Raw genomic sequence first — 12,387 nt, 5'->3', positions numbered from 1 at the left:
ACAAGGGAATTGAGACCAGTCATGCCTGATACCCGCAGTGTCCTGATCGCCGATGACGAACCCCTGGCCCGCGAGCGAATCCGCCGGTTGGTGGAGGCGCTCCCGGGTTATCGGGTCTGTGGCGAAGCTGCCGACGGTGACAGTTCTCTGAAGCAGGTGGCGGAACTTGAGCCGGATATACTGTTGCTGGACATTCGAATGCCCGGCATGGACGGTATGGAGGCTGCCAGCCGCCTGAGCCAGTTGGCCAATCCGCCTGCCCTGATTTTCTGCACGGCCTACGACCATTACGCCATCCAGGCGTTTGACGTGCAGGCCATCGCCTACCTGCTCAAACCGGTTCGCAAGGAGGCCTTGGCGGATGCCCTGGCCCGGGCCGGCAGGATCAACCGGGTACAACTGCAGGCCTTGAACGGACAGGCGGCACAGAACCAGGAGCAGCTGGCGGTGCGCACCCACCGGGGCACCGAGCTGATCGATCTGTCGGAAATCCTCTACTGCGAGGCGGATCAGAAGTACGTCACCATCCACCACACTCGGGGTGAAACCGTATGCGACTATACCCTGAAGGAGCTGGAAAACAGTTACCCGAGCATCCTGCTGCGAATCCATCGGAACACGCTGGTGGGTGTCCGGTTTATCCAAGCACTGAAACGGACACCGGATGGCCACAACCTGGTCGTGCTCAGGGATGGTCAGGGCGAGCTGCCGGTAAGCCGCCGCCATACAAGCAACGTGCGCCAGTGGCTTCAGGAACACCAGCCGGGGTGAATCCGTAGCGCTCGCCAGAGTTGGTCGCCGCGGGACTTTTCTGCCGCCACAAGGTAACCTTGGCGGACATTTTTTTCGAACCGACAGTGAGTGTCATGTCCAAACGTACCCTTCGCATTGCAACCCGCAGCAGCGCACTGGCGCTGTGGCAGGCGGAATTCATCAAGGCCGAGCTGGAAAGGCTGCACGACAACATCACCGTGGAACTGGTCAAGATCAAGACTCAGGGTGACAAGATACTGGACGTGCCACTGGCCAAAATCGGCGGCAAGGGCCTGTTCGTCAAGGAACTGGAAGAAGCCATGCTCGACGGCCGCGCCGATCTGGCTGTGCACTCCATGAAAGACGTGCCCATGGAGTTTCCGGAAGGCCTGGGACTGGTGGCGATCTGTGAGCGCGAAGACCCGACCGACGCTTTCGTCAGCAACCACTACGACAACGTTGACGCCCTGCCCGAGGGTGCCGTGGTCGGTACGGCGAGCCTGCGCCGTGAGGCCCAACTCAGGGCCTATCGCCCGGATCTGAAAATCCGCGTGTTGCGCGGCAACGTCAACACCCGGCTGGCCAAGCTTGATGCCGGCGAATACGAAGCCATTGTGCTGGCCAGCTCAGGTCTGAAGCGTCTGGGCTTTCACGAGCGCATCCGGTATTGCCTGCCGGACACCGTCTCGCTGCCGGCGGTCGGCCAGGGGGCGCTCGGGATCGAATGCCGGGTGGATGATCAGGACCTCCTGGCCATGCTTGAACCCCTGAAGCACAAAGACACCTGGGATCGTGTCACTGCCGAGCGGGCCCTGAACCGTCGCCTTGAGGGCGGCTGCCAGGTTCCAATCGCCGCCTATGCGCTGCTTGAGGATGATGACACGATCTGGCTGCGGGGCCTGGTGGGCGCCGTTGATGGCACCCTGATCTTCCGGGTCGAGGGCCGCGCACCAAGGGCCGAAGGCGAGCGCCTGGGCCGGGAACTGGCCGAGGACCTTCTGGCTCTCGGTGCCGACAAGGTGCTGGCTGAAATCTATGGCCACACACCAACCTGAGCCTGACCTGAACGGCCGGCGGATTCTGATCTGCCGGCCTGAACCCGAGGCCTCGCGCCTGGCCAGCCGATTTCGTTCCGCAGGTGCCGACGTACAGATTCTGCCCCTGATTGACCGGGAACCTCTGCCGGAAACACCCGAGCGGCGGACGCTTATCCTGAGTCTGGATGAATTCTCCCATGTGATCGCCGTGAGCCCGTTTGCCGCCCGCCTTCTGCTTGAGGAGGTTGACACCTGGTGGCCCCAGCTGCCCATGGGCATCCGCTGGTATGGCGTTGGCGCTGGCACCGCATCGGTGCTTGCCGAGCACGGCCTTAGTCCGCGCAGACCGCCAGAGGGCTGGACCAGCGAGGCGCTTCTGGCACTTCCGTCACTGCAAAACCTCGAAGGCGAACGGGTTTTGCTCGCCCGCGGTGAAACCGGCCGGGAACTGATCCGGGAAACACTCGAATCCCGGGGCGCCAGGGTCACCCTCCTGCCTCTGTATCGCCGCTTTCGCCCGGACCACTCGCCGGAGCAGATCCGGGCCACTCTCGGCACCTTTGCTCCGGAGGCCATCGTCGCCCTGTCCGGAGAAACCTTGAACAATCTCATCGCACTATGTGCGAATAGCAGCCATAATCTATACGATAGGTTATTGATTGTTCCCGCAGATCGGGTTGCCGAACAGGCCCGGGCCGCGGGATTCACAAATCCGTGTATACCAGGAAGCCTTGCCGATAACGACATCGTGGCCACGGTTGCAGCGCAACTTGCCGGCCGGGACGGTGGCTCCGGAAAAGCCAAGTAAGGACGCCCGTGACAGACACTACGAATCAACTGCCCGCAACCGTTTCCAAGGAACCATCCGCCCGCCAGAAACTTTGGCCAATAGGGCTCGTCGCCATCATTGCGCTGATTATCGCTGTCGCCCTGGCCCTCTGGAGCTGGCAGCAGTGGAACAATCACCAGGCCGTGATGCAGAAACTTCAGAGCCTGCAACAGGACACCGCCCAGCTTGAAGACCGATATGGCGACCGCGGCAGCCAGCAGAGCCAGCGTCTGCAGTCCCTGGAAGAGAAACTGGCAAGCCAGCGGGAGCTGATTGCCACCCAGCAGCGCCAGATCGACCACAACGCCCGTGAACTGCTGGAAGCCGGCAACCGCACACGCACAGACTGGCTACTGGCAGAGGCGGAATACCTGCTGCGCATTGCCAATCAACGGTTGATGATCGAAAAAGACATTCGCGGCGCCATGTCGGCCCTGGAAGCGGCCGATGAAGTACTGGCGGAATCCGATGACATCGGTGTTTACCCGGTGCGCCAGCAGCTCGCCCGTGAAATCCTGGCGCTCAAGGGCCTTACCGGCGTGGATCGGACCGGTCTTTACCTGAAACTGGAAGCCGCCATCGACAGCATTCACCAGCTCACCGACCAGGCCCTGATCAGCGAAAACGCCCCCGGCTTTATTGTCAACGCCGGCGCGGAACAGGAAGCTGACGCCGGCGGCAAGCCGGGTGCCCTTCTCCAGGCCTGGAACAAGGTGAAAGCCACCCTGATGCAAGTGGTGGTTGTGCGTCGCATGGACGAGCCGGTAAAACCCCTGTTGTCGCCGGACCAGAGCGCCTATGCCCGCCTCAACCTGCAGCTGATGCTGGAAGAGGCCGAGATGGCGGTCCTGCGGGGCAATCAGCCCCTGTATGAGCGGGCGCTGACCAAAGCCCGGACCACCATTGATGATTGGTACAACGCCAGCAATCCCCGGGTAGCAGCACTGAGTGACACCCTGGCTGAGCTGGCGCAGAAAAACGTGGATCCCGAGCTGCCCGACATCAGTCAGTCCCTGGACCTCCTCAAGGAACGGCTGGCCGGGCGCCTGAACGCCAACAACGGCGACGGCGAGGATAATACCGGCGGTGGCAATGGAGGCGACGATTCATGATTCGCCTGTTACTCATCATCCTGCTGGCGCTGTTGATCGGCACCGGCCTGTCCCTCGGGTTGCAATACGATCTGGGCTACATCCGAATCAGCCTGGGCCATTACCTGATTGAGACCAACTTCTGGGTGGGGCTGGGGCTGATCGTGGCCCTCATCGTGCTGACCGTGCTGACCATCAACCTTATCCGCCGACTCAGAACCAGTACCGGCCTGGTAGCTGGCTGGATTGCCCGAGGCAACGAACGCCGCGCCCGGCGGCGGACCACCCAGGGGCTTCTGGCATTGGCCGAAGGCAACTGGCCCAGAGCCCGAAAACTGCTGACATCCTCCGCCAGCCATGCCGATACGCCCCTGATCAATTATCTGGCCGCGGCCCAGGCATCGTTCGAATCCGGTGATCACGAGGCGGTGGATGAATTATTGCGCAAAGCCTTCGACAGCACCCCCGGCTCCGACATGGCGGTTGGCATTACCCAGGCCCAACTGCAGCTGGCCGGCAACCGGCTGGAGCAGGCCCTGGCCACGCTGGTTCGCCTGCGTAAACAGTCACCCCATCACCCCTTTGTGCTCAAGCTGCTGAAAAACACCTATTTGCGCCTGGAGGATTGGCGCGAACTGTCCCGGCTACTGCCCGAGCTGCGCAAACGCAGCGTGCTGTCGGAAGCCGAACTCAATGATCTCGAGCGTCAGGTATGGCACAACCTGCTGGAGCGTGGTGCCGAGGATTGTCGGCGCCAGCAGCAACAGGACCCCGATGCGTCGCTGGAACCGCTAACCCGCCTCTGGGACGAACTACCGGGCTTCCTGCGCCGCGACGAATACACTATTCGGGATTATGCCCGCCTGCTGGCCGGCCTTGGCGACGAGGTTCAGACCGAAACGCTGTTGCGCAAGGTGCTGCGCAACCACTGGAGTGACGAGCTGATCAACCTCTATGGGCGGGTAAAAGGCCAGAAGCCAGATGAACAGTTATTGCTGGCAGAACAATGGCTGAAAGACCGGCCGAACAACCCCGAGCTTCTGCTGGCCCTGGGCCGGCTGAGCCTGCGCAACGAACTCTGGGGCAAGGCCCGGGAATATTTCGAAACCAGCCTGCGGCTGAAGCGCAGCCGGGAGGCTCTGGCTGAGCTGAGCCGTCTGAATGCCCACATGGGCGAGGAAGAGGCCAGCGTCAAACTGCTTATGCAGGGACTGGCCAAGGATAACGGATTGCCGGAACTGCCGATGCCAAGGGCCTGATTCAGGTCCTTGGCGCGTATTCCAGCACGTCAGAGAAGAACGCCTCTTCAGGCAGACCCGCATCCACCAGCGCATCCATCAGTGTGTACACCATGGTGGGCGAACCGCTGGCATGGACTTCGACATTGTTCCAGTCCATTCCGGAAGCCAGAACAGCCCGAACCAGCTGGTCGTGATGGCCTGCCCAATCGTTGTCTTCATCGTCCCCTACCACCGGCAGGAACGTGAAACGGGGCCACTCCTCCTGCCACTGCTGTGCCAGGGCGCGAAGGTACATATCCTCGTGCCGGCGCACTCCCCAGTAGAGCTTGACCGGCTGATCGTAGGACGTTCCCCGCAGGTAATCCACCAGGCTTTTCATCTGGGCAAAACCGGTACCCGCGGCCACCAGCAGCAAAGGTTTCGTTGGCGCCGAAGCCAGGCATGCCTTGCCGTGGGGGAGTTCCACCGTCACTTCACCGCCCGACGTCAGGGCATCAATGACTTTCTGTGCCGACACCCACTCCGGGGTCGCCTGAATGTGCAATTCGATGTTCTGGGCCGATGGGCTGCTGGCGATGGAAAAGTAGCAGGGGTCGGCATCCGGTAGATTGACCGACAGATACTGCCCGGCGTGAAACGACAGTTCCCGACGCCGCGGGAGCTGCAGCTCAACGCGATAGACATCGTGACTGATGGAACGTACGTCCACGACCTTTGCCTGAAACTTGCCAGGCTGATTGTTTCCAGCTGCCATAACGGCGGATATCTCCAGTTCCAGGTCCGTGAGCGCGACGCTTCGGCACATCATCAAGCGCTCGCCGACCTCTATAATCTGTTGGTTTCGGGTATTCAGTACGCTGCCAGCCAGCAATCGGGCCTCGCAGATTTCACATACCCCATTGCGGCAGGCCGCCGGCACTGCAATGCCAGCCTGCGCGGCAGCGCTGAGCAAATCTGCCTCCGGTGCTGCTGTGAAAGCGATACCAGAGGGCAAAATCCGCACTGCCCTGTGTTCACTGCCCATATCAGTCGGGGCGGGATGCCGGACTTTCAATGCCCAGGGTATCCCACAACTCATCGACGCGCTTTTTGACGTCATCCGTCATGGTGATGGGCTCACCCCATTCACGGGTTGTCTCACCGGGCCACTTGTTGGTGGCATCCATCCCCATCTTGGAACCCAGGCCGGAGACCGGCGAGGCAAAATCCAGATAATCGATGGGCGTGTTGTCCACCAGGGTGGTATCACGGGTGGGATCCATCCGGGTGGTAATCGCCCATATCACGTCTTCCCAGTTACGGGCATCCACATCGTCATCCGTGACAATCACAAACTTGGTGTACATGAACTGCCGCAGGAATGACCATACGCCCATCATCACCCGTTTGGCATGGCCGGGGTACTGTTTCTTCATGGTCACCACTGCAAGGCGATAGGAACAGCCTTCCGGTGGCAGGTAAAAATCCACGATTTCCGGGAACTGCTTCTGCAGAATCGGAATAAACACCTCGTTCAGAGCCACCCCGAGAATTGCCGGCTCATCCGGCGGGCGACCGGTGTAGGTACTGTGATAGATCGGGTCCCTGCGATGGGTGATCCGTTCCACGGTAAACACCGGGAAATGATCCACTTCGTTGTAATAACCGGTGTGATCGCCAAACGGCCCTTCCGGCGCCATGTCGTCAGGATAGATAAAGCCTTCCAGCACAATCTCCGCGCTCGCCGGCACCTGCAGATCACTCAGACCTGCCTTCACCAGCTCGGTCCGACTGCCTCGCAGCAGCCCGGCAAACGCGTACTCCGACAAGGTATCGGGTACGGGCGTTACGGCCCCGAGGATCGTCGCGGGATCGGCGCCGAGAGCCACCGCCACCGGATAGGGCTGCCCCGGATTGGCCTTCTGGAATTCCTGGAAATCCAGCGCACCGCCGCGATGGCTCAGCCAGCGCATGATCAGACGGTTGCGGCCGATGACCTGCTGCCGATAGATGCCAAGATTCTGGCGTTCTTTATGGGGCCCACGGGTAATCACCAGTGGCCAGGTTACCAGGGGGCCGGCATCGCCGGGCCAGCAGTGCTGAACCGGAATCTGGTACAGGTCCACCTGGTCTTTCTCGATCACCACGTCCTGACAGGGCGCAGACCGGAGCACCTTCGGACTCATGCGCATCACCTGCCGGAACAGCGGCAACTTCTCGATGGCATCGCGGAAACCCTTGGGAGGATCCGGTTCCTTGAGAAACGCCAGCAGCTTCCCGATATCCCGAAGCGCTGTGACGTTATCCTGCCCCATGCCCAGCGCCACCCGTTTCGGTGTTCCGAACAGGTTGGCCAGCACCGGCATGTCATAGCCCTTGGGATTCTCAAACAACAACGCAGGACCACCTGCTCGCAGGGTGCGGTCGCAGATCTCGGTCATTTCCAGGTGGGGGTCGACCTCAACGCTGATCCGTTTCAGCTCGCCCAGCTTTTCCAACTGGTCGATGAAGTCTCGCAGGTCGTTGTATTTCATCGGGTACTCCGTTCAGATATGCCAGTACTACGGAGGTCTTTGTTCGCTGGACTGCTTTTTTCGGAGTTAGAACAAGGTGGGGACCTGCTTTCCCAGACACGCCGTGAACCCATCCCTGGGGGCTTGGTCTTGCCATCCATGGCAAGACACAGTCTGGGAAAGCAGGTCCCCACCTCGTTCAGCAGATCACCAGTTATTCACAAGGCGCTCTGACTGGGAAGACATCAACGACGCTTCATGGACTGGAAGAACTCGTCGTTGGTCTTGGTGTCCTTGAGCTTGTCCAGCAGGAACTCGATGGCCGCGGTATCGTCGTCCATGGAGTGCAGGAGCTTGCGCAGGATCCAGACCCGCTGGATATCCGCCTCGCTCATCAGCAGATCCTCGCGACGCGTGCCGGAGCTGCGGATGTTGATGGCCGGATAAGTCCGCTTCTCGGCAATCTTGCGATCCAGGTGGATCTCCATGTTGCCGGTGCCCTTGAACTCCTCGTAGATCACCTCGTCCATCTTGGAGCCGGTGTTGACAAGCGCCGTGGCGAGAATAGTCAGGCTTCCGCCCTCTTCCACGTTACGCGCGGCACCGAAGAAGCGCTTGGGCTTTTCCAGGGCGTGGGCGTCAACACCACCGGTCAGGACCTTGCCAGATGACGGGATTACCGTGTTGTAGGCACGAGCCAGGCGGGTGATGGAATCCAGCAGGATAACCACGTCTTTCTTGTGCTCGACCAGACGCTTGGCTTTCTCAATCACCATTTCGGCCACCTGAACGTGACGGGCGGGCGGCTCGTCGAAGGTGGAGGCGATGACTTCGCCGCGCACGGTGCGCTGCATCTCGGTCACTTCCTCGGGCCGCTCATCAATCAGCAGCACCATCACGTGGCACTCGGGGTTGTTGCGTGTGATGGACTGGGCGATGCTCTGCATCAGCAGCGTCTTACCGGCCTTGGGCGGAGACACGATTAGGCCGCGCTGGCCTTTACCGATCGGCGCCACCAGATCCAGTACTCGGGAGGAGAGGTCCTCGGTGCTGCCATTACCGGCCTCGAGCTTCAGGCGCTCGTCCGGAAACAGCGGCGTGAGGTTCTCGAAGAGAATCTTGCTGCGGGCGTTGTCCGGCTTGTCGAAATTGATCTCGCTGACCTTCAGCAAGGCAAAATAGCGCTCGCCGTCTTTGGGCGGGCGAATCTTGCCGGCAACCGTATCGCCTGTGCGCAGGTTGAAACGGCGGATCTGGCTGGGAGACACGTAGATGTCGTCAGGTCCTGCCAGGTAGGAGGCATCGGCGGAACGGAGGAAGCCGAAGCCGTCCTGCAGAATTTCCAGTACGCCGTCGCCGTAGATGTCTTCGCCGCTTTTTGCGTGCTTCTTCAGAATGGTGAAGATCACATCCTGTTTGCGCGAACGAGCCAGGTTATCGAGGCCCATCTCTTGCGCAATATCGAGCAATTCGGGCACGGATTTCTGCTTGAGTTCAGTAAGATTCATAGTTTGTTGGATTTTCAGGAATGGAAGTAAACGAATATTGGAATGACAGGGGTGCCCCTGAACGTATTGATCGTAGTAAAACGCTGAACTTGGTGCTGGCCAGTTGGAGCAACCGGTGTAGATGGAGTCCGGAATAAGGTACTTTAGCCAGAGAGTGGGAACAACCGTTCGCCGGGCAAGAGCGATCATCGGCCACCTGACTGGCGAATGTCAAGTGCACTGCACAAATTAACGGCAATTTCACGCCAAACCGGCCACAACAGGCCTTTGGCACCTCCCCCTGATTGGTTACTCCCTTCCATTGAAAGGCTGTGATGGCGATACTGGCGTATAACCACTTTTCAATGAATCTGGAGCCCTTCCATGAGCAGTGTACCCAGCACCGAGATGAAACCCCTTAACATTGCCCTGCTGACCGTGTCCGATACTCGTGGGCCTGAACAGGACACCTCCGGGCAGTTTCTGGAGGACAGCGTGGTCGAGACCGGCCACAACCTGGTGGCCCGCCGGATCCTGCCTGACGATGTGTATCTGGTGCGGGCATTGATATCGAACTGGATCGCCGATTCCCAGGTGCATGTGGTGATCATTACCGGTGGCACCGGCCTGCTTGAACGGGACAGTACGCCGGAAGCCGTCAGGCCATTGCTGGACAAAACCGTAGAAGGCTTTGGCGAGGAATTCCGTCGCCTTTCTGCCGCCGAGATCGGATCTTCTACCGTGCAATCGCGGGCGATGGCGGGAATGGCTAACCATACGGTGATTTTCTGCCTACCCGGCTCGACCGGTGCCTGCCGCACCGGCTGGGAAGGCATTCTTCTCAGTCAACTGGACAGCCGTCACACACCGTGCAATTTTTCCGGGCTCGTGTTGCGCAAACCCGAGAAGCCCACGGAGCGACTCAACGAAGTGATTGGACAGCGCGCCAAGCGCTGAGGCGAGAAGACATACCGACCGGAGCTCAGATTTGATGGCCAACCCAAACCTCACGCCCCTGGAAGATGCCCTGGAACACCTGTTGTCGAAAGCGCCGGTGGTTGCGCAAACTGAAACCGTCGCCCTGGCCGACGCCCTGGGCCGGGTACTTGCAGAAAACCACTATGTTCCAGCGGACGTTCCGCCGGCGGACAACAGTGCCGTGGACGGCTACGCCCTGCGGAAGCAGGACCTGAGTGGCGACCAACCCGTACCCGTATCGGCACGGATTCCGGCTGGTGCGGCGCCAAACGCCCTTGCGCCCGGCACCGCCGCCCGAATTTTCACCGGTTCGGAGATTCCCGAAGGGGCAGACTCGGTGGTGATGCAGGAACGGGTCCAGGTGACTGACGCCGGCATCGTTGTGCAGGCGGAGGTGGAAGAGGGCCAGAATATACGTCGCCGGGGCCAGGATCTGGCACGGGGCGACCTTGCGCTGGCAAAAGGTACAAAGGTGCGCCCCAATGAGATGGGTCTGCTGGCCTCCATGGGCGTTGCCCGGGTCGATGTTCTGGCGCGGCTGAGAGTCGCCATTCTGTCCACCGGCGACGAGCTTGTAGACCCCGGAACGCCCCTCGGGCCGGGACAGATCTACAACAGTAACCGCTTCACCCTGATGGGACTACTTGCCGAGGCCGGCTGCGAGGTGGTGTTGTGCGAGACCCTCAAAGACAAACGCGAGGCGACCCGGGAAACGCTGCTGCGTGCGGCGGAGTCGGCCGATCTGATCATCACCAGTGGGGGCGTGTCCGTTGGTGAAGAAGACCATGTGCGCGCGGTGCTGGAGGAATCCGGCGGCCTGTCACTCTGGAAAATGGCGATCAAGCCCGGTAAACCCGTGGCGTTTGGTGCGATCGGCGGCACGCCCGTACTGGGGTTGCCTGGCAATCCCGGATCTGTGCTGGTCACTTTCCTGATGGTGGGCATGCCCTACATACGGAAACGCCAGGGCCGCAGCCCCAAACCTCTCTCGGGCGAGCGGATACCGGCAGACTTTTCCGTCTCGTCGCCATCGGTGCGCCGGGAGTTTGTCCGGGCCCGAAAGGAAATCCGGGGATCGGAGCCTGTGGTCGCCGCCTTCCCCAATCAGAGCTCCGGTATCCTGAGCTCTACCTGCTGGGCAGATGGTCTGGCCGTAGTGCCCGAAAACACCACGGTGAACCCCGGCGACCTGCTAACCTACTATTCGTTTGCGGAACTGTTGAGCTGAGCATGAGTGATAACACGATTACGGTGCGTTTTTTTTGCCCGCCTGCGCGAGGAACTGAAAACCGAACAGTTGGCCATCGAAGCCAAACCGGGCCTGACGGCCGGCGATGTGCTGGCCGAGCTGGCGAATCAGGGCGGGGCCTGGAGCCAGTTACAGGGCGACCAGCCGGTGATGATTGCGATCAACCAGGCCATGGCGAAGCCGGGCTCTGAGGTCAAACCGGGTGATGAACTGGCCTTCTTCCCGCCGGTAACCGGAGGTTGAGATGATTTCGGTCCAGTCTGAGGATTTTGATGTAGCCGCCGAATACGCCGCCCTCCGTGACAGCGGTGCCGGCACCGGTGCCATTGCCACGTTTACCGGCCTGGTTCGCGACAGCGGTGACCTGGAGGGCGTCACGGGTCTCTATCTTGAGCACTACCCCGGCATGACCGAACAGGTCATTCAGGGGCTTATCGATGACGCCTCGAAACGCTGGGACGTGCGCAAGGCCCGCGTGATCCACCGGGTGGGGCGGCTGGCATTGTGCGACCAGATTGTCTTTGTCGGTGTGTGCAGCGCTCACCGCGGAGACGCGTTCGCAGCCTGCCAGTTCATCATGGACGCCCTGAAAACATCGGCGCCGTTCTGGAAAAAAGAGATTACTTCAGGCGGAGAACACTGGGTGGAACAGAAAGACTCGGATTTGGCGCGATCCCGGGACTGGGAGTAAGTGCCATAAAAAAACCGCCCGTGAGCCTTGGCTCAGAGGCGGTTTTTCTGGTGACCCGACGGCAATCAGAGATTGCTGTCCAGGAAAGCCGCCAGCTGGGACTTGGAAAGGGCGCCGACTTTGGTGGCGTCCACATTGCCGTTCTTGAACAGCATCAGAGTAGGGATACCACGGATGTTGAACTTCGGCGGGGTCTGCTCGTTTTCGTCAATGTTGAGCTTGCAGACTTTCAGTTTGCCGTCGTATTCGTCGGCAATCTCTTCAAGCACCGGCGCAATCATCTTGCAGGGACCGCACCACTCAGCCCAGTAGTCCACCAGTACGGGAACGTCTGACTGCAGTACATCCTGCTCAAAAGAAGCGTCGGTTACATTTACGATATTTCCGCTCATTACCTTTTCCTGATTCATGCACTACTGCTGCACAACGGTATTTTCTTCCGGGATAACCATACCGGGGCACAGGTGCTGTTGACTGTCGTTGAAGGCCGCCCGGTGTTGCAAGCAGCCTTTCACCCAAATCACGGTAAGACATACTTT

12 protein-coding genes and 1 pseudogene are annotated in these 12,387 nt (G+C 60.3%); 9 read left to right on the top strand and 4 right to left on the bottom strand.

The window, feature by feature from the left end; genetic code table 11:
* The first annotated feature begins 21 nt into the window (after positions 1-21).
* The 5 genes from SIC15_RS02625 to SIC15_RS02605 all read left to right on the top strand — a co-directional run bounded on the left by SIC15_RS02625 (position 22) and on the right by SIC15_RS02605 (position 4,969).
* On the top strand, positions 22-771 hold the full coding sequence (locus SIC15_RS02625; RefSeq protein ID WP_412537026.1) for a LytR/AlgR family response regulator transcription factor: 750 nt from the start codon (positions 22-24) through the stop codon (positions 769-771).
* 95 nt (positions 772-866) lie between these two features.
* The gene (hemC, locus tag SIC15_RS02620; RefSeq protein WP_412537025.1) at positions 867-1,808 is read left to right on the top strand and encodes a hydroxymethylbilane synthase; all 942 of its coding nucleotides are present in this window, start codon (positions 867-869) and stop codon (positions 1,806-1,808) included.
* A complete protein-coding gene (locus SIC15_RS02615; protein ID WP_412537024.1) occupies positions 1,789-2,598 on the top strand; it encodes a uroporphyrinogen-III synthase in 810 nt (269 codons plus the stop codon). Before hemC ends, SIC15_RS02615 begins: the two co-directional genes overlap by 20 nt.
* An 8-nt stretch (positions 2,599-2,606) precedes the next feature.
* Complete coding sequence (locus SIC15_RS02610; RefSeq protein WP_412537023.1) at positions 2,607-3,731, top strand: uroporphyrinogen-III C-methyltransferase; 1,125 nt, start codon at positions 2,607-2,609, stop codon at positions 3,729-3,731.
* The gene (locus SIC15_RS02605; protein ID WP_412537022.1) at positions 3,728-4,969 is read left to right on the top strand and encodes a heme biosynthesis HemY N-terminal domain-containing protein; all 1,242 of its coding nucleotides are present in this window, start codon (positions 3,728-3,730) and stop codon (positions 4,967-4,969) included. Before SIC15_RS02610 ends, SIC15_RS02605 begins: the two co-directional genes overlap by 4 nt.
* A 1-nt stretch (position 4,970) precedes the next feature.
* On the opposite strand, the gene SIC15_RS02600 is transcribed toward SIC15_RS02605, so the two are convergent.
* From SIC15_RS02600 to rho, 3 genes are all read right to left on the bottom strand, one after another.
* Positions 4,971-5,975 (bottom strand): 2Fe-2S iron-sulfur cluster-binding protein, encoded by a 1,005-nt coding sequence (locus SIC15_RS02600; protein WP_412537021.1) that lies wholly within the window; start codon positions 5,973-5,975, stop codon positions 4,971-4,973.
* A gap of 1 nt (position 5,976) precedes the next feature.
* Positions 5,977-7,464: a 4-hydroxy-3-polyprenylbenzoate decarboxylase gene (ubiD, locus tag SIC15_RS02595; RefSeq protein ID WP_412537020.1), complete on the bottom strand. Its 1,488-nt coding sequence runs from the start codon at positions 7,462-7,464 to the stop codon at positions 5,977-5,979.
* 224 nt (positions 7,465-7,688) lie between these two features.
* Complete coding sequence (rho, locus tag SIC15_RS02590) at positions 7,689-8,951, bottom strand: transcription termination factor Rho (protein WP_069184724.1); 1,263 nt, start codon at positions 8,949-8,951, stop codon at positions 7,689-7,691.
* A gap of 363 nt (positions 8,952-9,314) precedes the next feature.
* Here rho and moaB point away from each other — a divergent pair, with 363 nt between their 5' ends.
* From moaB to SIC15_RS02570, 4 genes and pseudogenes are all read left to right on the top strand, one after another.
* A complete protein-coding gene (moaB, locus tag SIC15_RS02585; RefSeq protein ID WP_136630849.1) occupies positions 9,315-9,887 on the top strand; it encodes a molybdenum cofactor biosynthesis protein B in 573 nt (190 codons plus the stop codon).
* Positions 9,888-9,921: 34 nt separating this feature from the next.
* Positions 9,922-11,136 (top strand): gephyrin-like molybdotransferase Glp, encoded by a 1,215-nt coding sequence (gene glp / locus SIC15_RS02580; RefSeq protein ID WP_412537019.1) that lies wholly within the window; start codon positions 9,922-9,924, stop codon positions 11,134-11,136.
* Between the two features lie 2 nt (positions 11,137-11,138).
* Positions 11,139-11,400: pseudogene (locus SIC15_RS02575) on the top strand (MoaD/ThiS family protein).
* A gap of 1 nt (position 11,401) precedes the next feature.
* Entirely contained in the window at positions 11,402-11,848 is a 447-nt protein-coding gene (locus SIC15_RS02570; RefSeq protein ID WP_412537018.1) for a molybdenum cofactor biosynthesis protein MoaE, read from the top strand.
* A 65-nt stretch (positions 11,849-11,913) separates the two neighbouring features.
* Here SIC15_RS02570 and trxA read toward each other — a convergent pair whose 3' ends face one another.
* The gene (gene trxA / locus SIC15_RS02565) at positions 11,914-12,240 is read right to left on the bottom strand and encodes a thioredoxin TrxA (protein WP_008169901.1); all 327 of its coding nucleotides are present in this window, start codon (positions 12,238-12,240) and stop codon (positions 11,914-11,916) included.
* Positions 12,241-12,387 lie beyond the last annotated feature (147 nt).

It is taken from the genome of Marinobacter sp. MIT932201, from assembly GCF_047123295.1.
GTDB lineage: Bacteria > Pseudomonadota > Gammaproteobacteria > Pseudomonadales > Oleiphilaceae > Marinobacter > Marinobacter salsuginis.
The sequence above is the reverse complement of the archived record's forward strand: the minus strand, read 5'-3'. Positions and strand labels throughout refer to the sequence as shown.

What these genes read in the sequence shown, in the direction of transcription:
- SIC15_RS02605 (WP_412537022.1), top strand. Translation starts at nt 3,728, where the DNA reads ATGATTCGCCTGTTACTCATCATCCTGCTGGCGCTGTTGATCGGCACC.
- SIC15_RS02570 (WP_412537018.1), top strand. Translation starts at nt 11,402, where the DNA reads ATGATTTCGGTCCAGTCTGAGGATTTTGATGTAGCCGCCGAATACGCC.
- trxA (WP_008169901.1), bottom strand. Translation starts at nt 12,240, where the DNA reads ATGAGCGGAAATATCGTAAATGTAACCGACGCTTCTTTTGAGCAGGAT.
- SIC15_RS02625 (WP_412537026.1), top strand. Translation starts at nt 22, where the DNA reads ATGCCTGATACCCGCAGTGTCCTGATCGCCGATGACGAACCCCTGGCC.
- SIC15_RS02600 (WP_412537021.1), bottom strand. Translation starts at nt 5,975, where the DNA reads ATGGGCAGTGAACACAGGGCAGTGCGGATTTTGCCCTCTGGTATCGCT.
- ubiD (WP_412537020.1), bottom strand. Translation starts at nt 7,464, where the DNA reads ATGAAATACAACGACCTGCGAGACTTCATCGACCAGTTGGAAAAGCTG.
- moaB (WP_136630849.1), top strand. Translation starts at nt 9,315, where the DNA reads ATGAGCAGTGTACCCAGCACCGAGATGAAACCCCTTAACATTGCCCTG.
- SIC15_RS02615 (WP_412537024.1), top strand. Translation starts at nt 1,789, where the DNA reads ATGGCCACACACCAACCTGAGCCTGACCTGAACGGCCGGCGGATTCTG.
- glp (WP_412537019.1), top strand. Translation starts at nt 9,922, where the DNA reads ATGGCCAACCCAAACCTCACGCCCCTGGAAGATGCCCTGGAACACCTG.
- rho (WP_069184724.1), bottom strand. Translation starts at nt 8,951, where the DNA reads ATGAATCTTACTGAACTCAAGCAGAAATCCGTGCCCGAATTGCTCGAT.
- hemC (WP_412537025.1), top strand. Translation starts at nt 867, where the DNA reads ATGTCCAAACGTACCCTTCGCATTGCAACCCGCAGCAGCGCACTGGCG.